The 19790-nt window shown below is 69.8% G+C and carries 21 protein-coding genes; 12 read left to right on the top strand and 9 right to left on the bottom strand.

All coding sequences use genetic code 11. From position 1 onward, the window contains the following. Positions 1 to 36 precede the first annotated feature (36 nt). Positions 37 to 903 carry a CoA transferase subunit A gene (locus tag CQ045_RS11635; protein WP_105723837.1) on the top strand — a complete coding sequence of 289 codons (867 nt, stop codon included), beginning with the start codon at positions 37 to 39 and terminating at the stop codon, positions 901 to 903. Continuing rightward, a complete protein-coding gene (locus CQ045_RS11630) occupies positions 900 to 1688 on the top strand; it encodes a CoA-transferase subunit beta (protein WP_105723835.1) in 789 nt (262 codons plus the stop codon). Before CQ045_RS11635 ends, CQ045_RS11630 begins: the two co-directional genes overlap by 4 nt. A 12-nt stretch (positions 1689 to 1700) precedes the next feature. Here CQ045_RS11630 and CQ045_RS11625 read toward each other — a convergent pair whose 3' ends face one another. Then, the gene (locus CQ045_RS11625) at positions 1701 to 2312 is read right to left on the bottom strand and encodes a TetR/AcrR family transcriptional regulator (RefSeq protein ID WP_105723833.1); all 612 of its coding nucleotides are present in this window, start codon (positions 2310 to 2312) and stop codon (positions 1701 to 1703) included. 110 nt (positions 2313 to 2422) lie between these two features. On the opposite strand from CQ045_RS11625, the gene CQ045_RS11620 reads away from it, so the two are divergent. Next, positions 2423 to 4024: an AMP-binding protein gene (locus CQ045_RS11620; protein ID WP_105723831.1), complete on the top strand. Its 1602-nt coding sequence runs from the start codon at positions 2423 to 2425 to the stop codon at positions 4022 to 4024. 72 nt (positions 4025 to 4096) lie between these two features. On the opposite strand, the gene CQ045_RS11615 is transcribed toward CQ045_RS11620, so the two are convergent. Together CQ045_RS11615 and CQ045_RS11610 are read right to left on the bottom strand one after the other, a co-directional pair. Continuing rightward, positions 4097 to 5317 carry an acetyl-CoA C-acetyltransferase gene (locus CQ045_RS11615; RefSeq protein ID WP_105723828.1) on the bottom strand — a complete coding sequence of 407 codons (1221 nt, stop codon included), beginning with the start codon at positions 5315 to 5317 and terminating at the stop codon, positions 4097 to 4099. Continuing rightward, a complete protein-coding gene (locus CQ045_RS11610) occupies positions 5314 to 6132 on the bottom strand; it encodes an SDR family oxidoreductase (protein ID WP_258131044.1) in 819 nt (272 codons plus the stop codon). Before CQ045_RS11610 ends, CQ045_RS11615 begins: the two co-directional genes overlap by 4 nt. A gap of 73 nt (positions 6133 to 6205) precedes the next feature. On the opposite strand from CQ045_RS11610, the gene CQ045_RS11605 reads away from it, so the two are divergent. The 3 genes from CQ045_RS11605 to CQ045_RS11595 are packed head-to-tail and all read left to right on the top strand — an operon-like array spanning position 6206 to position 8057. Continuing rightward, positions 6206 to 7039: an SDR family NAD(P)-dependent oxidoreductase gene (locus CQ045_RS11605; RefSeq protein WP_105723826.1), complete on the top strand. Its 834-nt coding sequence runs from the start codon at positions 6206 to 6208 to the stop codon at positions 7037 to 7039. Further along, a complete protein-coding gene (locus CQ045_RS11600; protein ID WP_105723824.1) occupies positions 7036 to 7575 on the top strand; it encodes a nuclear transport factor 2 family protein in 540 nt (179 codons plus the stop codon). The genes CQ045_RS11605 and CQ045_RS11600 overlap by 4 nt, the downstream gene beginning before the upstream one ends. After that, on the top strand, positions 7572 to 8057 hold the full coding sequence (locus CQ045_RS11595) for a nuclear transport factor 2 family protein (RefSeq protein WP_105723822.1): 486 nt from the start codon (positions 7572 to 7574) through the stop codon (positions 8055 to 8057). Before CQ045_RS11600 ends, CQ045_RS11595 begins: the two co-directional genes overlap by 4 nt. A 154-nt stretch (positions 8058 to 8211) precedes the next feature. Here the strand turns inward: CQ045_RS11595 and CQ045_RS11585 are convergent, their stop codons facing one another. The 4 genes from CQ045_RS11585 to CQ045_RS11570 all read right to left on the bottom strand — a co-directional run bounded on the left by CQ045_RS11585 (position 8212) and on the right by CQ045_RS11570 (position 12930). Further along, a complete protein-coding gene (locus CQ045_RS11585; RefSeq protein WP_105724212.1) occupies positions 8212 to 8931 on the bottom strand; it encodes an ABC transporter ATP-binding protein in 720 nt (239 codons plus the stop codon). Next, positions 8924 to 10741, bottom strand: coding sequence for an ATP-binding cassette domain-containing protein (locus CQ045_RS11580; RefSeq protein WP_105723820.1), 1818 nt, complete (start codon positions 10739 to 10741; stop codon positions 8924 to 8926). Before CQ045_RS11580 ends, CQ045_RS11585 begins: the two co-directional genes overlap by 8 nt. 2 nt (positions 10742 to 10743) lie before the next feature. Beyond that, complete coding sequence (locus CQ045_RS11575) at positions 10744 to 11601, bottom strand: branched-chain amino acid ABC transporter permease (RefSeq protein WP_105723818.1); 858 nt, start codon at positions 11599 to 11601, stop codon at positions 10744 to 10746. A 102-nt stretch (positions 11602 to 11703) separates the two neighbouring features. Beyond that, positions 11704 to 12930, bottom strand: coding sequence for an ABC transporter substrate-binding protein (locus CQ045_RS11570; RefSeq protein WP_105723816.1), 1227 nt, complete (start codon positions 12928 to 12930; stop codon positions 11704 to 11706). 139 nt (positions 12931 to 13069) lie between these two features. On the opposite strand from CQ045_RS11570, the gene CQ045_RS11565 reads away from it, so the two are divergent. Beyond that, positions 13070 to 13849: an SDR family NAD(P)-dependent oxidoreductase gene (locus tag CQ045_RS11565; RefSeq protein WP_105723814.1), complete on the top strand. Its 780-nt coding sequence runs from the start codon at positions 13070 to 13072 to the stop codon at positions 13847 to 13849. Between the two features lie 40 nt (positions 13850 to 13889). On the opposite strand, the gene CQ045_RS11560 is transcribed toward CQ045_RS11565, so the two are convergent. Beyond that, the gene (locus CQ045_RS11560) at positions 13890 to 14462 is read right to left on the bottom strand and encodes a PadR family transcriptional regulator (protein WP_105723812.1); all 573 of its coding nucleotides are present in this window, start codon (positions 14460 to 14462) and stop codon (positions 13890 to 13892) included. Between the two features lie 81 nt (positions 14463 to 14543). On the opposite strand from CQ045_RS11560, the gene CQ045_RS11555 reads away from it, so the two are divergent. The 5 genes from CQ045_RS11555 to CQ045_RS11535 all read left to right on the top strand — a co-directional run bounded on the left by CQ045_RS11555 (position 14544) and on the right by CQ045_RS11535 (position 18762). After that, entirely contained in the window at positions 14544 to 15470 is a 927-nt protein-coding gene (locus CQ045_RS11555; RefSeq protein ID WP_105723810.1) for an alpha/beta hydrolase, read from the top strand. Next, entirely contained in the window at positions 15467 to 17065 is a 1599-nt protein-coding gene (locus CQ045_RS11550; RefSeq protein ID WP_105723808.1) for an NAD(P)/FAD-dependent oxidoreductase, read from the top strand. The genes CQ045_RS11555 and CQ045_RS11550 overlap by 4 nt, the downstream gene beginning before the upstream one ends. Before the next feature lie 85 nt (positions 17066 to 17150). Beyond that, positions 17151 to 17894, top strand: a complete 744-nt coding sequence (locus tag CQ045_RS11545) for an SDR family NAD(P)-dependent oxidoreductase (protein ID WP_105723806.1) — start codon at positions 17151 to 17153, stop codon at positions 17892 to 17894. Then, positions 17891 to 18331, top strand: a complete 441-nt coding sequence (locus CQ045_RS11540; protein ID WP_181156543.1) for a thioesterase family protein — start codon at positions 17891 to 17893, stop codon at positions 18329 to 18331. Before CQ045_RS11545 ends, CQ045_RS11540 begins: the two co-directional genes overlap by 4 nt. Continuing rightward, complete coding sequence (locus tag CQ045_RS11535) at positions 18328 to 18762, top strand: nuclear transport factor 2 family protein (protein ID WP_105723802.1); 435 nt, start codon at positions 18328 to 18330, stop codon at positions 18760 to 18762. The genes CQ045_RS11540 and CQ045_RS11535 overlap by 4 nt, the downstream gene beginning before the upstream one ends. Here CQ045_RS11535 and CQ045_RS11530 read toward each other — a convergent pair. Beyond that, positions 18749 to 19783, bottom strand: a complete 1035-nt coding sequence (locus tag CQ045_RS11530) for an MBL fold metallo-hydrolase (protein ID WP_105723800.1) — start codon at positions 19781 to 19783, stop codon at positions 18749 to 18751. The genes CQ045_RS11535 and CQ045_RS11530 overlap by 14 nt on opposite strands. Positions 19784 to 19790: the final 7 nt, after the last annotated feature.

Raw genomic sequence — 19790 nt, 5'->3', positions numbered from 1 at the left:
GCGCTAGGTTTAGCGCCGTCGCGCGAAGGAGCGGGGATGTCGGACAAGCGGGTCAGCATCGAGGAGGCGGTCGCCACCATCGAGAGCGGGATGACGATCGGGATCGGCGGCTGGGGGTCCCGGCGCAAGCCCATGGCCCTGGTGCGCGAGATCCTGCGGCGCGACATCACCGACCTCACCGTGGTGGCCTTCGGCGGGCCCGATGTCGGGCTGCTCGCCGCCGCCGGTCGCATCCGCAAGCTCGTGTACGGCTTCGTCTCGCTGGACAGCATCCCGCTGGACCCGCTGTTCACGCAGGCGCGGGAACGCGGCGAGTTGGAGATCGAGGAGTACGACGAGGGCATGTTCGTGGCGGGACTCCGGGCGGCGAACGCCCGCCTCGACTTCCTGCCCATCCTGGCCGGTCTCGGATCGGACGTGCTGCCGGCGAATCCGCGGGTGCGGACGGTGCGCTCGCCCTACTCCGACGCCGAGTACGTGGCGATGCCGGCCCTCCCCCTCGACATCGCGCTCGTGCACGTGAACCGCGCCGACGAGCAGGGGAACGCGCAGTATCTGGGACCGGACCCGTACTTCGACGACCTGTTCGCGATGGCGGCCGAGCGCACCATCGTCTCGACCGAGAAGGTCGTCCCCACCTCGGCGCTGCTCGACGAGGGCTCGTTCCACACGCTGCTGTTCAGCCGCATCTACGCCTCGGCGGTCGTCGAGGCTCCGCGCGGTGCGCACTTCACCACCTGCGCACCCGACTACGACCGCGACGAGGCCTTCCAGAAGCACTACGCCGCCTCCGCCAAGGACCCCGATGCCTGGACCGAGTTCGAGCGGACCTTCCTGCACACCGACGAGGCCGGCTACCACGCCGCCGTCGCCCGCTTCCACGCCGACCGAGGAGAGTCATGACCACCGACACCACCACCGCGAGCACGACCTCCGCGACGGCCGGAGCGACGACCGCCGAGATCTGCATCGCGGCCTGCGCGGACACCTACCGGGAGTCGGGCGAGATCCTCGCGCACGCGGTCGGCATCATCCCGGCGCTGGGCGCACGCCTGGCGAAGCTCACCAGCGCTCCCGATCTCGTCCTGAGCGACGGCGAGGCGTTCTTCCTGAGCGGCCCGCCGCAGCCGGGCGACCCGGGGGCCCCGCAGCCGACGATCGAGGGCTGGGCGCCGTTCCGCCGGATCTTCGACATCCTCGCCACGGGCCGTCGTCAGAGCATGATGGGCGCGAGCCAGATCGATCGGTTCGGGAACCAGAACATCTCGCTCATCGGCGACTGGGCCCGCCCCACCCGTCAGCTGATCGGGGTGCGCGGTGCGCCGGGGAACACCGCCAACCACCGCGTCGACTATTGGATCTCCCGGCACAGCACCCGCGTGTTCGTTCCCGCCGTCGACATGGTCTCGGGCGTCGGCAACGACCGCGCACGCGAGGCCGGCCTCGCGCATCACCGCCTCGGCGTGATCGTGACGAACCTCGCTGTGCTCGGCTACGACGAGGAGGGCGCCGTCACGGTGCTCTCGGTACACCCCGGGGTCGATCCGCAGACGGTCGCCGACAGCACCGGATTCCCGCTCGATGCGACGGATGCGCCGCTCACGCGCACGCCCGATGCCGAGGAGCTGCGGCTGATCCGCGAGGTCCTCGACCCGCGCAGCACCCGCACCCGCGAAGTCGCAGACTGACGCGGCATCCGCTCAATCGGCGAGGAGGCCCTTGTGGAGCAGATCCAGGAAGTTGTCGGTCAGGCTCACTGCGGTGTGCCCGCGGCCCGGTCGGTACCAGGCGACGGTCGACCACACCGCGTCGCGGATGAAGCGGTACGCGATGGGCGCATCGATGGAATCGCGGAAGACGCCGACCTTCTGGCCCTCGGTGATCTGCGACAGCCACAGCGCCTCGATGCGCTCGCTGTTCTCGGTGAGGAACTCGAAGCCGGGCTGACGGGCGAGGAACGACAGCTCGTTCTGGTACAGGCCGACCGCGTCGGGCTGGCTCTCGATCGTCGCGAAGGCGTGCGCGATCAGCTTGTCGAGGATGTCGCGGGGGCTGCCGCCCTCGGCCACGATCTCTTCGAAGCGCCCGAGGAGCCCGGCCATGAAGCTGCGCAGGATCTCCTGCAGGATCGCTTCCTTGGAGGAGAAGTGGTGGTACAGACTGCCGGACAGGATGCCCGCCTCGTCGGCGATGTCTCGGACCGTCGTGGCGGAGTACCCGCGCTTGGCGATCAGGCGCGCGGCGATCGAGATGATCTGGTCGCGGCGTTCGGAGCTCTGCTCCTGCCGCCCCCCGCTTTTGGTCGTTGCCATTGCTGCTCCTTCACAGAGAATCTCACAAGCGCTTGTTCAAGTGTGCCGCATGTGAGCGTTTTCCCGAAACATCCACTCGGAGTGTACGCATGATATTGGAAAGGACGTCCATGACAGTCTCGGAAGCCACGACAGTGCCCGCCCTCCTCACGGAGATGGCAGCCCTCGGCGACCACCCGGCCATCGTCGACGGCGACGTGGTCATCGGCTACGCCGAGCTCCAGGACCGGGTGCGCTCCGTCGCCCGCGCCTACCTCGCCCAGGGTGTCGAGCCGGGCGACCGCATCGGCCTGTGGGCGCCGAACCGCCACGAGTTCATCCTGGCGATGCTCGGCGCGCAGCTGGTCGGCATCGCGGTCGTCCCCCTCAACACGCGCTTCACCGGTCACGAGGCCGCCGAGATCCTCGCCCGCTCCCGCGCCACCGGCCTCGTGGTCGCCGACGGCTTCCTCGGGAAGTCGTACAGCTCGATGCTCCGCGGCGCCGCGGCCGAGCGCGGCGGCGACGGCCCGGTCTTCCCCGGTCTCCCGCATCTGCACACCGCCGTGACCATCGACGGGGCGGGCGACGACGGCATCCTCTCGTGGGCGGACTTCCTCGCCGCCGGCGGCGGGGTCGACGAGGGCCGCGTGACGGCCGCGGCGGAAGCCGTGACCCCCGACGACATCATGGACGTGCTGTTCACCTCGGGCACCACCGGCATCCCGAAGGGCGTGCTCAGCGCGCACCGCCAGACGCTCTCCGTGGCACGGGCCTGGGGACTGGGCGCGCGTCTCAGTCCCGACGACCGCTACGCCGTGGTCAACCCGTTCTTCCACGGGTTCGGCTACAAGGCCGGCATGATCACCTCTCTGATGGCGGGGACCACGATCTACCCGCTCGCGATGTTCGACGCCGATCAGCTGCTGGAGCTCGTGCAGTCCGCCCGCATCAGCGTGCTGCCCGGCGTACCGACGATCTTCACCTCGCTTCTCGACCATCCGCGCCTCGGCGAGTACGACCTGTCGTCGCTGCGGTTCGCGATCGCCGGAGCAACGGCCGCCCCGGCCACGCTCTTCCACGACATGGTCGACGTCCTCGGCTTCGAGACCGTCGCCCAGGCGTACGGCCTGACCGAGTGCGTCGTGGCCACGCTCTCCCGTCCCGGCGAGTCGCTGGAGCACACGGCGCAGACCACCGGTCCGGCCGTCGAGGGCGTCGAGATCCGCGTCGTGGACGAGGACGGCGAGGATGCCGGGCTCGACACCGATGGCGAGATCCTGCTCCGCGGTCCGAACGTCATGCTCGGCTACTTCGAGGACCAGGCCGCGACGGATGCGGTGCTCGACGCGGACGGGTGGTTCCACACCGGCGACGTCGGACGGCTCGACGAGCACGGATGCCTGAAGATCACCGACCGGCTGAAGGACATGTTCATCGTCGGCGGCTTCAACGTGTATCCCGCCGAGGTCGAGAACGCGCTGCGCAAGCATCCGGCCGTCAACGAGTCCGCCGTGATCGGGGTGGACGATCACCGTCTCGGCACCGTCGGACGGGCCTACGTGCTGCTGCTGCACAACGCCTCACCGCGCCCGGATGCCGCCGATCTCGAAGCCTTCTGCCGCACTCACCTGGCGAACTTCAAGGTGCCGCGCGAGTTCGTCTTCGTCGAGGACTTCCCCCGCAACGCCACCGGGAAGATCCTGAAGTCGGAGCTGCGCGCCCAGGGATGAGCCGGGGCGCGCGCCGAGTGAGGCGCGGCCGTGGCCGTGCACGCCGAGCGCACGGCCACGGTCCAGGTCAGCTCAACCCAGGCGTTCGAGCACCATCGCCATGCCCTGGCCACCCGCGGTGCACATGGTCTCCACGGCGAACTGCGCGTCACGCTCGCGGAGCGCGTTGATCGCGGTCGTGGTGATGCGGGCGCCGGTCATGCCGTAGGGGTGGCCAAGGGCGATCGCACCGCCGTTCACGTTCACCCGCTCGGGGTCGATGCCGATGTCGGCGATCGAGGGGATCACCTGGGCGGCGAAGGCCTCGTTGATCTCCAGGATGTCGATGTCGCCGATGGACATGCGGGCGTGGGCGAGCGCGCGCTCGACGGCCTGCACCGGCCCGAGGCCCATGATCTCGGCGGAGAGTGCCGAGACACCGGTCGACACGACGCGGGCGAGCGGGGTGAGGCCGAGCTCGGCGGCACGGGTGTCGCTCATGATCACGAGTGCGGCCGCGCCGTCGTTGAGCGGGCAGCAGTTCGCCGCCGTCACGGTGCCGTGCGCGCGGAACACCGGCTGCATACCGCTGATGCCCTCGAGGGTGACGCCCGCGCGCGGACCGTCGTCCTTCGTCACGAGCGTGCCGTCGGCGAGGCGGACCGGGGTGATGTCGGTCTCCCAGAACCCGCGGGCGGCGGCGGCCTCGGCGCGGTTCTGGCTGAGCACCGCCCACTCGTCCTGCTCGCGGCGGGACACTCCGCGGAAGGAGGCGACGTTCTCGGCGGTCTCCCCCATCGCGATGTAGATGTCCTCGAGCTCGCCGCGCTCACGCGGGTCCGACCACACGAAGTCCGGATCCTGTGCCTCACGCGCCGTGCGGGCCGCGGCATCCGCCCATCGCGGGTTCTTGGTGTCGGGCATGCCGTCGGACTTGCCGGAGCCGAACTGCGACACCGCCTCCACACCGGCCGAGACGAACACGTCGCCCTCGCCGGCCTTGATCGCGTGGAAGGCCATGCGGGTGGTCTGCAGCGACGACGCGCAATAGCGGTTGACCGTGGTGCCGGGAACCGCGTCCCAGCCGAGCTGGAGCGCCAGCATCCGTCCGATGTTGTAACCCTGCTGTCCCGCCGGCTGCGCGCAGCCCACCATCAGGTCGACGATCTCGTCCGGGTTCAGTCCGGGCACAGCGTCGACGGCCGCCCGCACCATCTGCACGGCGAGGTCGTCGCCGCGCATGTCCTTCAGGCTGCCCTTGAACGCACGCCCGATGGGTGAGCGCACGGCGGAGACGATGACGGCTTCGGTCATGATGAGGGTCCTCCAGTGATGTCGAGACGGTCGGCCTGCTGCACGATGTCCGCGTTCGGGGTGTGAGTCAGGAAGGCGGGCCATTCACCGCCGCCGTCCACGGGGATGACGGCGCCGGTGACGTGCGCCGAGAGCGGGGAGGCGAGCATGACGCAGACGTTGCCGAGCTCCGCGGGCGAGGCGAGCCGCCCCCGCGGGATGGTGCGCGCGATCTCGGCGTACTGCTCGGGTGTGCCGTAGTGGTCGACCGCGCTCTCGGTGTGCACGAGCCCGCTGCTGACCGCGTTGACGCGGATCTCCGGCGCCCACTCGACCGCGAGGCTGCGGGTCAGGCTCTCCAGCGCCGCCTTCGCGGCTCCGTAGACGGCCGTGCCGGGGCTCGGGCGACGGGCGCTGATCGAGGTGATGTTGATCACACTGCCGGACGTCGCCCGCAGCGGCTCGAACGCCGCCCTCGTCGCGACTGCGGCGGAGAGGAAGTTGATCTCGGTGATGGCCTGGAAGTACCGCGGCGAGCCTGCTTCGAAGCGGCCGAACGGAGAGCCGCCGACGTTGTTGACGAGCACGTCGAGCCGGCCGTGGCGTGCCGCGATACCCGCGATCCACGCCTCGTTCTGAGCGGCGTCGCGAACATCGACCGGGCGGAAGGATGCCGCTCGCCCCGCGCGCTCCGGCAGGGTCGCCGGCTCGGAGCGGCCGCAGAACTCGACCTCGGCGCCCGCATCGAGGAACGCCTCGACCACGCCGCGGCCCACCCCGCGAGCGCCCCCGGTGACCGCGACGACCTTCCCCGCGAAATCCATGACCAGGCTCACTCCGCCTCCTCCGTGAGCGGCGCTCCGATGCGCCGACCTGTCCATGCTACCAACCAAATGCTAGGTTTGTTGCATGAGTCACGATGACGTTCCTCTGCAGCATCCGCGCACCGTGGTGGTCACCGGCGGCGCCCTCGGCATCGGGGGCGGGATCAGCCGCCGGTTCGCGGCCGACGGCGACCACGTCGTGCTGGTCGACATCGATGCGGATGCCGCCGCGCGGACGGCGGCCGACATCGAGGCGGACGGCGGAGGCTGCACCGTCCTCGTCGGCGACATCACCGACGACGACACGGTCGCCCGCCTCACAGCCCTGGTCGAGAGCGATCACGGTCACGCCGACGTGCTCGTCAACAACGTCGGCGACTTCCGCCCCGCGAAGTCGTTCTTCGCCAAGAGCCCACCCGAGCAGTGGCGGCGTCTGCACGAGCTCAACCTGTGGCACGTCTTCGCCGTGACGCACGCGCTGCTGCCCGGGATGATCTCGGCGGGCGGCGGCAGCATCGTCAACGTCTCCACGGTCGAGGCGTTCCGCGGCATCCCCGGCAACGCGGTCTACTCGGCATACAACGCCGGCGTCTCGGCGTTCACGAAGAGCCTGGCCGTCGAACTCGGCCCGTCCGGCATCCGGGTCAATGCGATCGCGCCGGATCTCGCCGACACACCGCAGACCCCGGCCGAGCTGATGCTGGCCGGCCGCGATCCCGCCTTGCTGCGCTCCTGGCTTCCCGCCGGACGCTTCGGGAAGCCCGAGGACTTCGCAGGCGTCGTGGCCTTCCTCGCCTCTCGTGATGCCGCGTTCATCACGGGTCACACGATCCCGGTGGACGGCGGGACACTCGCCGCGTCCGGCTGGTACGCCAAGGCGTCGGGCCGCGGCTGGACGAACATGCCGGATCAGGCATGAACACCCTCGCCGAGCTCGCGGACCGCCAGGAGATCCACGATCTGATCCTGCGCTACTGCTCGGCGGTCGACCGCGCCGACTACCTCGCCGTCCGAGGCGTCTACGCGCACGACGGCGTCGACCACCACACCGGCTTCTCCGGCACGGCCGACGGCTTCACGGCCTGGCTGCGCGAGCGAACCGCGGTGTTCGACGGCACCATGCACCTCATCGGCAACCACCGGGTCGAGCTCTACGGCGACCATGCCTTCGCCGAGACGTACGGCACGGCCGTGCACTGGGGCACGCCGTCCGACGACGAGTCCCTCAACTTCACGAGCGGCTTCCGCTACCTCGACCATGTGCGTCGCGACGCCGACGGCTGGCGCATCGTCGAACGAACGGCCGTGCGCGAGTGGACCCGATCGGATGCCGGGAGGCTGCGTGAGCCGGAGGGCGACGGACCACGCGGTCGTCGCGGACCCGACGACCCCGCGACGACCAGCCGGGAACGCGTACGACGGGCCGCCGAGCCCGGGACGAAAGGGAGATCATGACCCGAAGCATCGAAGAGCGCCTGCAGGCTCTGGAGGACCGGCTGGAGATCATCGAGCTGGAGGCGACCTACGCGCGCTCCTTCGACGAGCGCGACGGCGAGACCTGGAGCAGCCTGTTCACCGCGGACGGCGTCTACCAGTCGCGTCCGGTCGGCGACGCGCCGCCGCTCACCTTCGTGCAGGGACGATCCGCGCTGCAGGCCTTCTGCACGGATGCCGCGTTCGCCGGCATCCACTTCCTGCATCTGCCGCAGCTCGCGTTCGACGGCGACCGTGCGACGGCCCGCATCCACCTGGAGTTCCACGGCGACTACGCCGAGGATGCCGGTGCCCCGCGGCTCGCGATGCGCGGCTTCTACGACGTGGCCTACCGACGGATCGAGGGCAGCTGGCTCATCGCCCACCGGGTCACGACCGCGTTCGACCGCGAACAGACCACCGTCCTCGGCTACCCCACCGCGTCCGCGCTCCCGGCGTCCTGACGCCCGACCGCCGACGCGGGGCCCCCGCGCCCGTTCTCCCGGGCTTCGGATGTTCAGCCCGGTGCGGTCGCCCTCCCCCTCGGCGAACGCGTGCTCGGCGTCGACCTCGTCGAACGGCACCATCGCGATCGCGGTCGTCCGGCGGAGCCCGCTCTCACGCGACCGCGCCGAAGTAGGCCCTCTGCAGATCGTCGAGCGACACGTCGGCGGCGGCGCCGGCGAGGGTCGTGCGACCCATCTCGATCACCGTCACCTCGTCGGCGATCGCGACCGACTCCTGCACGGCCTGCTCGACGAGGAGGATGCCGATGCCGGTGTCCTTGAGCTCGTGGACCCGCTCCATGACCTCCTTGACGATCACGGGTGCGAGCCCCTGACTCGGCTCGTCGAGGATGAGCAGCTTCGGCTTCGCCATCAGCGCCTGGCCGATCGCGAGCATCTGCTGCTGTCCCCCCGACATGCTCGCCGCGGGGAGGGCGCGCTTGCTGCCCAGGATCGGGAACAGCTGGTAGATCTCCTCCGCCGAGGAGACGAGAGCCCGCTTCCGCATGCCCCGGGAGAATCCTCCGAGGATGAGGTTCTGCTCGATCGTGAGCTCGCGGAAGACCTTCTTGCCCTCCTGCACGTAGGAGATCCCGCGCGCGACCCGCTTGTGCGGAGCATCCGTCAGCGGCTCGCCGAGGTAGGAGACGCTGCCGCCCGACACCTTGTTCAGCCCGGTGATCGCTCGCAGCGTCGTCGTCTTGCCTGCGCCGTTGCGACCGAGCAGCACCGTGATCTCACCCGCCCGCACGGTGAGCGAGACGTCGCGAACGACGGTCAGGTCGCCGTAGCCGGTCTGCAGACCCGACACCTCCAGCAGCACTTCACTCATGGTCGCCTCCTCCTGCCGCATTGGTCTCCGCCGTGACACCGAGGTACTCCTCCATGACCCGCGGGTTGCTCTCGATCTGCTCGGGTGTGCCGTGCGCCATGACCGCGCCCTGGGCGAGTACGTAGATGTCATCGGCCACCCGGAGCACGAGCTGGAAGTTGTGCTCCACCAGGATGACCGTCATCCCGGCGTCGCGCAGCCTCTTCACGAGGGTCTCGAGAACCTCGAGCTCGTCCTCGTCCAGACCGGATGCCACCTCGTCGAGGAGCAGCACCTTCGGGGACGCCGCAAGGCTGCGGGCCACCTCGAGCAGGCGCCGGTTGCCGAGCGGGAGCGCGTCTGCCGGCTCATCACGTTGTGCGCTGAGCCCGACGAGCGCGAGGGCCCGCTCCGCTGCCGCACGGTTCTCCCTGCGGGTGCGCCAGAACGTCGGGAGGCGCAGCACCGAAGCGAAGATGGTCGGTCGCTCGGTGGCGTACCGTCCCGCTTCCACGGCCTCGAACACCGTCAGCTTCTCCGGGATGTTCGGGGTCTGGAAGGTGCGGGAGACTCCGGCACGGGCGACCCGGTACGAGGAGAGCCCCTGGATGGAGTCCCCGTCGAGCTCGATCGTGCCGGCATCCGTCTTGTAGAAGCCGGAGATCATGTTGAGGAGGGTCGTCTTGCCGGACCCGTTGGGGCCGATGATCGCGGTGACCGCTCCCGGCGCCGCATCGATCGACACCTTCGACAGTGCCTGGTTGCCGCCGAACGCCTTGGAGACCCCCTCGGTGCGCAGCAGCGCACCGTCGAGCTTCTCGATCTCCGCCGGAGCGGCCTCCGCCCGACGCACTCCGGTCTTGGCCTTCGCCGCATTGTCGGCCTTCCGCAAGAGGCCGCGCAGAAGCCCCGCGAGTCCCCCGGTGAAGGCCACACCGCCGATGAGCAGGAACGCACCGGAGATGATCAGCCCGAACTGGCTGAAGTTCGTCGACTGGTTCATGCCGAACTGCAGGACCGCCGCTCCGATCAGGGCGCCGTAGATGCTGGCGGACCCGCCGAAGATCGAAGCGGCGAGCACCGTCATGGCGAACGAGAACGCGAAAGCCTCGGGCGAGATGAACAGGTCGAGGTTGGCGAACAGCACGCCGGCGATCCCGGCCGGGACGGCACCGATCGCGTAGGCCGTGAGTTTGGCGCGGAACACCGAGATGCCCATGGAGGAGGCCAGCACCGGACTCTGCTTGAGCACTCGCAGGGCGGTCCCGTGATCCGAGACGACGAGGTTGCGGATCAGCGCGAAGGCGACGATGGCGACGCCGACGATGATCAGGTAGTACGTGCGGCCGTCGATCATCTGGCCGAACGAGGTGGCCGGCATGATGCCGGCCAGGCCGTTGCGTCCGCCGGTCTGCTCCTTGAAGATCGACAGCACGTCCGGGACGATCAGGATCAGGAAGAACGAGGTCATCGCGAGCGACCAGCTGCCCAGGCGCAGGCCGGGGATACCGGAGATGAGCCCGATCACCAGCGCCGCCCCGCCGCCGATCAGCAGCTGCAGCCAGATGTCGGTCACGCCGGCTTTGTTGGCCAGACCCGCAGCGTAAGCACCTGCCGCGTACATCGCGACCTGGCCCATCGCCAACTCACCGGCGTAGCCGAGCGACAGGTTCAGGCCGAGCACGATGAGCGCCAGGATGAGGGTGAGCTCGATCTGCCGCGTCGCGGCGTAGCCGAGCCCGAGGAACGGGAGCGCGAGCAGCACGGCACCGACGGCGAGGGGCCAGATCCACCCCGGGATCGCCCGCAGTTTCAACCAGAGAGCAGCCATGGTCACACCGTCCGTTCCACTCGACGGGTGAAGAGTCCCGTCGGTTTGACCATCAGAATCACGATGAGGATGAAGAAGACCGTCAGGCCCGCGTAGTCGGCGCCGATGTAGCGCGTGGCGAGGGCCTCCGCGAGTCCGACGATCAGTCCGCCGACGAGCACGCCGCCGAGGGAGCCGAATCCGCCGATCGCGAGGACCACGAAGCCCTTGAGCGCCAGCGAGGCGCCGAGCGTCGCGACCGCATAGGTCTTGGGGCCGACGAACACTCCCAGGAACCCGGCGAGGACGCCGGTGAAGATGAACGCCATCAGGGCGAAGCGGCGCACGTTGACGCCGCGCAGCTGGGCGGCCTCGCGGTTCTCGCTCATCCCGAGCAGGGCGATGCCCGTCATGCTCCGCTTGGCGTACTGCGTGAGCACGATGACGATGACGATGACGAGCACGATCAGGGCGAGCTCGACGGGGTAGACCCGGCCGCCGAGGAACTCCAGCACCTGGTCGCCCATGAAGAAGGGCACGCGCTTGGGTTCGCCGCCCCAGATCACCTGGGCGACGCCCTCCATGATGATCGAGGCGCCGAGGGTGGTGACCAGCAGGTTGTGCGGATCCTTGACCGGACGGATGGCGATGCGCTCCTCGAGAGCGGCGATCGCGCCGACGATGACGGCCGCGGCGATCGCGACGAGCCACCAGGGCAGGCCCCAGACGACGATGCCGACGTACGCGAGGAACGCGCCGAGCATCATGAGCGCCGCCTGGGCGAAGTTGAAGGTCTTCTGCGAGAGGAAGACGATGTTGTAGCCGATCGCCACCAGTGCGTAGATCGCACCGAGAGCCAGGCCGGACCAGATGATGGTCATTGCGGTCGGGTTCCTTCCATCACTTCTTTGGCTTGGTGTGCCGACGGCTCGGATCCGATTCGAGATCCGAGCCGTCGGCGGTGTTCACGGCGCCGGCCGCCGTCAGGGCTGGAACTGGCCGTTGACGAGCTCGCCCGGCGGGATGAAGGCGAACTGCTCCGGACCCACGTGCGGGCTGTGCGCATCCTTCTCGAACGCGTAGAGGCCCAGGATCGCGGTCTCGGCCGCCTTCTGCACCTCGGGGTCGATGAGTGCTGCGACCAGGGCGTCGGGGTCGTCGACTCCGCCGGCCTTCTCCGCGGCGGCCTTGAAGAGCAGCGCCGAGTCGTAGTTGTACGCCAGGATCAGCGACGACTTGATGTCACCGGCGGCGAGCATGCGCTCCACGGCCTCGTTCACCTTCGTGTCGTCCGGGTCGTACTGCGTGCTGGAGTACACCTGCATGGTGAGGTTCTTGACCTGGTCGGTGCCGAGCACTCCGTCCGGAGCCGGCGTGGCGATGAGACCGGTCGCCGCGACCGACGAGTTGCCCATCACGGGCACATCCCAGCCGAGCTTCTCCAGGCTCTGGAGCACGTAGCCGAGCGGTGCGCCGTAAGCGTCGAGCACCAGCACGTCGGGGTCGCCCTGCTGGAGCGCCGAGAGCTGAGAGGTCATGTCGAGCGCGGCGTTGTCGAAGCCCTCGTTGCCGGTCACGGTGAATCCGGCATCGGCGAAGGTGGTCTCCCCGAGCGAGCCGAAGAGCTCGCCGTACGCGCTGGAGCCGTGCAGGATCGCGACGTCCTCGTAGCCGCGGTCGTCCATCTCGGCGACGAACGAGCCGAGGTAGTCGGGCACGGAGGCGCTGAGGTCGAAGCTGTAGGGGTTGACCGACGGATCACCGGATCCGGTGGTCGGTCCGATGTTGAACGAGACGATCTTGTTCTGCGTGAGGATCGGCAGCATGGCCTCGGTGATCGTCGAGGGACCGGAGTTCATCACCAGGTCGGGCTTGCCCTCGGTCGCGATGTACTCGCGCAGCTTCGTCACGGCCACCGTCGGGTCGGCGTTGTCCTCGAGGTGGGTGATCTCGACCTCGCGGTCGAGGATCCCGCCCATGTCGTTCACGGCATCGACGGAGGCCAGGGCGGCCGTCACGGCGGTCGTCGCATTGTCGGCGAGGATGCCCTCGGCGCCCATGCCGCCCAGCACCACGATCTTGATCGGGTCGTCGCCGCCGCCTTCGCCGCCACCGTTCCCTGCGTCCGCGTCATCCCCGGCACAGCCGGCGAGGACCATCGTCGAGACCACGATCCCTGCGGCAACCGCCGCGAGTCTGTTGAACCGCATATCCGAACCTCTCTCATCGTTGAGTTAGAGCGCTAGAGCGACCAAACGCTTGCTTAGTAAATCACACTCGGACACCCCGAGCAACGCCCAACCGGTCAATTGCTTGGTTACGATTCGGACACCTGTTAGATTCCGGCTCATGGACACTGCACAGACTTCTGAGAACCGCCGTCTCCGCGACCTTCCCGGCATCGCCGTCGTGACCGGCGGGACCGGCGGAATCGGCTCCGCCATCGCCAGGAACCTCGCCGCCGCGGGCGTCCGCGTCGCGATCACCCACCGCTCCGAGCCGTCGCCCGAGCTGCTCGACGCCCTCGGCGATCACGGCGAGGCCCACCGACTCGACGTGCGCGACGAGACCGGGGCCGCAACGCTGGCCGCCGACCTCGTGGAGCGGCACGGCGCCGTGCACACGGTCGTGCATGCCGCCGGCCCGCACGTGCCGATGCTGCACCTGTCGAAGGTCTCGGTGGAGCAGTTCGCCCGGCAGGTCGACGACGACCTGGTGGGCTTCTTCGTGGTCGCGAAGGCCTTCCTCCCGGCCCTGCGCGAAGCATCCGGATCGCTCACCGTCGTCACCAGCGCGGGCACGCGGCGCTACCCCGTGCGCGACGGACTGTCGGTCGCGCCGAAGGGCGGAGTCGAGGCGCTGGCTCGCGGACTCGCCGCGGAGGAGGGGCGCTTCGGCGTACGGGTGAACGCGGTCGGACCGGGCATGCTCTGGGACGGGATGTCCGCCCGACTGATGGCGTCCGGAGACCTGGATGAGCGCGCGCTCGAGGTGGCGACCCAGAACATCCCGCTCCGCCGATTCGGCACCGCGGGCGACATCGCCGCCGCCGTGGCGTTCCTCGCCTCCCCGTCGGCGGGCTTCATCACCGGACAGAAGCTCGACGTCGACGGCGGGTACGGCCTCTGAGGGTCGGACGCAGACGGGGCTCACGTCCGCACCGCGCCGCTCATCGCATCCCGCTCAGGCGCTCGATGAGCCAGTCGATGCGGGCGGCCTCGTCGCGGGAGAACCGCTCGGACCACTCGAGCGCGACACCGGAGAACCGCCAGGCATCCTCCCGCTGCGCCCCTCTCGCGTGGGCGGCCGCCTCGTCCGCCGTGCGCAGCGCCTCGTCGCGGTAGGCGGCGAGGCTCTCGCGCAGGCGATCGAGGTCGCCGTTGTGCGCCGCCCACAAGCGCAGGATGTGCGAATGCTTGAGCACCACCGGCTCCGGGGGGATCTCGTCGGACCACCGGCGCATGCTCCGCCGTCCCCGATCGGTGATGCCGTACAGCCGTCGACTCTTCGCCGCGTGCGTCTGCTCCACCCGCGATGCCGCCATGCCGAGCTGCTCCAGCCGCCGCAGTTCGGTGTAGATCTGGCTCTGCGAGGGCGCCCAGTAGAAGAAGGCGAGGCTCTGATCGGCCCACTGCTTGACGTCGTATCCCGACAGCTCGGTGCCGAACGAAAGGATGCCGAGCACGGCCCAGCTCGTCGCCGGCAGATCGGGCCGTTCGTCGGTGTCTTCGTGGTCGCTCACTTGACCTCCTCGTCGATGAGTGAGATATTCCTGATCGTACTATGACTAACAGTCATACCGCTGCTGATCGAAGGAGATCACGTGGACGAGACGATACGGATGCTGGAGCTGCTGAACGCGAGCTTCCCGCCGCTGGCGACGATGGACCCGTTCGACGGACGGGCTGCCGCCGACGACCGGATCCGTCCGGCGACGAACCTCGACGACGTCGCATCGACGGAAGACGTGGTGGTGGACGCCGGCACCCACGGCATCCCGATCCGGACCTACCACCCGCACGAGCGACGGCCGGATGCGCCGACCACGGTGTACGCGCACGGCGGCGGTTTCCTGCACGGCTCGATCGTCGGACACGACGGCTTCTGCCGTCGATGGGCCCGCGCCACGGGCGCCGTCGTGGTCTCGGTCGACTACCGTCTCGCCCCCGAAGCGGGCCCCGGCGCAGCGCGCGACGATGTGGTCGCCGCGGCGGTCTGGGCCGTCGACACCGGGCTCGCGGCGCACGGGCTCGTCCTCGCGGGCGACAGCTCGGGCGGCAACGTCGCGGCCGGCGCGGCGATCAGCCTCCGCGATCGCGGCAGGAGCCCGGTCGTGGCACAGGTGCTGCTGTACCCGTTCCTCGATCCGACGATGTCGTCCGAGAGCCACCGCACGAGAGCGGACGGCTACTTCGTCACGTCCGAGCTGCTCGCGCACTACTGGCGCACATTCCTCGGCGAGCGGCCGGACCGCTTCGACGCCGACGTCACCCCGCTCGCGGTCGACGATCTCGCAGGACTACCGCCTGCGATCGTCGTCACCGCCGGCCTCGATCCCCTGTGCGACGAAGGCGCCGACTACGCCGGACGGCTCCGTTCCGCCGGTGTCCCGGTGACGCTCCGCCACCACCCCGATCAGTTCCACGGCTTCCTGACCATCCCCGGCTACGGCCCCGGCACCAGCGCCGCCGACATCCTCTGGAGCGACCTCCGCTCCCTGACCGCCCCCGACCCGAAGGACCGCAGATGATCCCCGAACACGACGTCATCATCGTCGGCGCCGGCTTCGCCGGCCTGTACTCCACGATCCACGCCGAGCGGGCGGGCCTCGACATCCTCGGACTCGAGGCGGGGGAGGACGTGGGCGGCACCTGGTACTGGAACCGCTACCCGGGTGCCCGCTGCGACGTCGAGAGCATCGACTACTCGTTCTCGTTCGACGACGCCCTGCAGCGCGAGTGGCGGTGGAGTGAGCGCTATGCCACGCAGCCCGAGATCCTGCGCTACCTGAACCACGTCGCCGACCGGTTCGACGTCCGCCGCCACTACCGCTTCGGCGAGCGCCTGGCCGCCGCATCCTGGGACGAGTCGGCGCAGCGCTGGAACGTGCGCACCGAGTCCGGACTCGAGGCCTCGGCACGCTGGCTGGTGATGGCGACGGGCGGGCTCTCGAAGCCGCAGCTGCCCGACCTCCCCGGCCGGGACGACTTCACGGGCGAGGTCCTGCAGACCTCGGCCTGGCCCGAGACTCCGGTGGACCTTCGCGGCAAGAGGGTCGCCGTGATCGGCACCGGCTCGTCCGGAGTGCAGGCGATCCCGCTGATCGCGCAGGATGCCGCCGAGCTCACGGTGTACCAGCGCAGCGCGAACTACAGCGTGCCCGCGTTCAACCGGATGCTCGACGACGAGGAGTGGCGACGTCAGCAGGACGACCTGGCGCGTCGGCGCGAGCTCTCCTGGAACGGTGCCGCGGGGTCTCCCTGGACGAGCCACCCCGTGCCGTTCGCGGAGGCCGACGAGCAGGAGCGCAGCGAGGTGTTCGAGGAGAGCTGGACACGCGGCGGCGTACTCTTCGCCAAGGCCTTCCAGGGCCTCACCGTCGACCCGGTGATCAACGACGCCGCCCGGATCTTCTTCGAGCGGAAACTCGCCGAGAGGGTGCCGAATCCTCAGACGCGCGACACCCTCACACCGCGCGACCACCCGGTCGGAACCAAGCGCATCTGCACCGACACCGGCTACTACGAGACGTTCAACGAGCCGCATGTCGCACTGGTGGACCTGCGACGGGAGCCCCTCGCCGAGGTCACCGCCACCGGCATCCGCACGACCGAGCGGCACCGCGAACACGACGTGATCGTGTACGCCACGGGCTTCGACGCCATGACCGGCGCGCTCACCGCGATCGACATCCGCGGACGCGACGGCCGATCGCTGCGCGAGGAGTGGACCGGCTTCCCGTCGACCTACCTCGGCATCGCCCTGCCCGGATTCCCGAACCTGCTGGTGCTGAACGGCCCCGGCAGCCCCAGCGTGCTGTCGAACATGGCGCTCACCTCGGAGCAGCAGGGCGACTACGCGCTGCGGATCATCGCGTACTGCCGGGAGGCGGGCCACACCTCGATCGAAGCGCGGTCGGATGCGGCGGCGGCGTGGACCGCGCATTCGCTCGAGCTCGCCGACCGCACCCTCTTCGGGTCGGCACCGTCGTGGTACACCGGCTCGAACATCGCCGGCAAGGCGCGGGGGTTCCTCCCGTACATCGGCGGCTTCAAGAACTACATCGATCGGTGCGAGGAGGTCGCAGCGGCCGACTACCGAGGTTTCGTGCTCTCCTCCCGGTGACGGCGCCCGCGGTGGGCGGGGCTGGCCTTCGACGTTCCGCAGCGCTAGAGTCAAACAAGCAAATGCTTGGGCAAAGGAGCGCGGTATGGGTGCAGTCGACCTCGGATTCACAGCAGGAGACGCGGTGCTCATCACCGGTGCCGGGAGCGGGATCGGGCGGGCCACCGCCGTGCATGCGGCAGAGCTCGGTCTCGCCGTCAGCCTCTGGGACCTGAACCCGGCGGGGCTCGAGGAGACGGCCGCGCAGGTGCGCTCGACAGCCCCCGCTGTGCACACCTGGGTGGCGGACGTGTCGGACGACGCGGCCGTGGATGCCGGCTTCGCCGACGCCGAGCGCGCGCTCGGCACCATCCGGTACCTGCACAACAACGCCGGCCCCGCCTCCAGCTCCGACATCCCGTTCGACCGGGCGCTGGAGATCTGTGTCGGCAGCGTCCGTCGGATGACGCAGGCCTGGTCCGCCGCCGGCCCGGGCGAGGGCGCGGCGATGGTCGCGACGACTTCGGTCGCCGGCAACCTCGTCGGCACCGACAACGCCTGGTACTCGGCATCCAAGGCCGCGATCATGGGCTATGTCCGCCACCTCGCCGCGCACCGCGCGGCGGAGTTCCGCTCCAACGGCGTGGCGCCCGGCATGACCGACACCCCGCGGCTGGCGGGGTTCGCGGGAAGCGAGACCGGGCAGCGCGTGCTCACCCGCATCCCCCTCAAGCGCATGGCCACGCCCGACGACATCGCGTGGGCGACGCTGTTCCTGCTCTCCCCGCTCGCCGGCTACGTCAACGGCGTCTTCCTCCCGGTGGACGGCGGCTGGACGGTGACGCAGTGATCGAGGTCGATGCGCGGCCGATCATCCACTCGCACACGGTGCGCCTCAGCTACGCCGACACCGACCCGGCCGGAATCCTGTACTACGCCGCCTGGTTCCCGAAGATGGAGGGCCTGCAGTCGGAGTTCCTGTTCCTGCAGGGGCTGCGCCAGGACACCCTCATCGAGCGCTTCGGCTGGTGGACGGTGTCACGGGCCACGACGTGCGAGTACCTGGCTGCCGCACGTCTGTTCGACGAGATCCGGATCGACCTGCGGATGGGCCGGATCGGCACCGCGTCGTTCCGGTTCGCCTTCGAGATGATCCGGGTCGAGGACGACGTGCTCGTGGCCCGCGCCGAGAACACCGTCGTCACGGTCTCGCCCGAACAGGATCCGGTGCCGATCCCCGCCGACCTGCGCGCGCACCTCCAGCGCTGGGCCGGGGAGGTGCCGTGAGCGTCGATCTGCAGGCCATCGGCGATCGCCAGGAGATCGCGATGCTCCTCGCGCGCATCGCCCAGCTGGCGGATGCCGGCGAGCCCGAACAGTACATCGACTGCTTCACCCCGGATGCCGTCTGGGATCTCACCGACGCCACGGACCTCCCGATGGACGTGCAGAGCATCTCCGGTCGGGCCGCCCTCCTCGCCGGCGTGCACGAACGCCGTGCCGCGGGCATCCAGGGACCGGGCACGCACACCCGGCACGACGTCTCGAGCATCACGGTCGAGGTCGACGGCGATCGGGCGACGGCGCGTTCGTACTTCCGCTACTACCGGGGCACCGACGGCGTCCCGACGCTGGCGGCGATGGGCGTCTACGCCGACGTGTTCGTGCGGGTCGAGTCCGGCTGGCGGCTGCACCGTCGCGAGATCAGCCGCGGCTGAGCCACGCCGCCGCCCGACCGCTGCGGACCAGGCCGAGGTGCATCTCGGTCTGACGCAGTGCCGAGTGCAGCCAGAATCCGTCGAGTCGGCGCCAGCCCGAGGTCCAGGTCAGGCGGCTCGCGTATGTCCACACCGACCGGTCGCCGAGCTCCGCGGCGAGCGCCGCGACTTCTCCGGTACGGCGCAGATGGTGGGCGGCGATCCGCGCACGGCGCGCTGCCAGACCTGTGAAGCGGAACTCGTGTCCGGGCAGCACGGTGAAGTCGTCGAACTCGGAGAGCCGGTCCAGCGACGCCAGCAGGTCTCCCATCGGCTCGCCGCCCTCGAGCACGCCGATGCCGACCCCGGAGTAGATGCGCGGCAGCACGTGATCGCCGGTGAAGAGCAGGCGGGCGTCACGGTCGGCGAGACAGATGTGCCCGCCCGTGTGCCCCGGCGTCTCCACGACCTCCAGGCGCCGTCCGCCGAGCTCGAGCACGTCGCCGTCGCCCACGAGCAGATCGGGCTCGACATCGCCGGTGAGCGAGGGCCGGGCGAACGAGGCCACGAGTTCGTCGTGGCGCTCTTCCGGCACGCCCCATCGCACCAGGGTGGCGCGATACGACTCGGGATCGCGCGCCGCAGGATCGACGGCCGCGGCGAGCACGCGTCGCTCGGCGGCCGACATCACGATCCGCGCGCCGGCGAGCGTCCGCACCCGTTCGGCGAGACCGAGATGGTCGGGATGGTGGTGGGTGACGACGACCGTCGCGATGTCGCGCAGCCCCCGCCCGGCCGACGCGAGCGTGCGCTCGATGCGTTCCAGGTTCTCCGGGGTGTCCCATCCCGGGTCGATCAGATGCGTCCCGTCCTGGCCGATGATCGCGTAGGCGAGCGTGCCGGGGAGCGTTCCTTCCGGGATCGCCACGGGGATGCTCCACAGGCCGTCGCCGAGGGCGGCCGACTCGCGCAGAAGGCCCGCTTCCCAGGCGCGACGCTCGTCCTCGTCGACGGGGACGACGTCTTCGGCTCCGTTGCTCATGACGTCA

Origin of the sequence: Microbacterium sp. MYb66 (genome assembly GCF_002979435.1) — a bacterium.
Lineage (GTDB): Bacteria > Actinomycetota > Actinomycetes > Actinomycetales > Microbacteriaceae > Microbacterium.
This window is presented reverse-complemented; position numbering and strand designations above follow the sequence as displayed.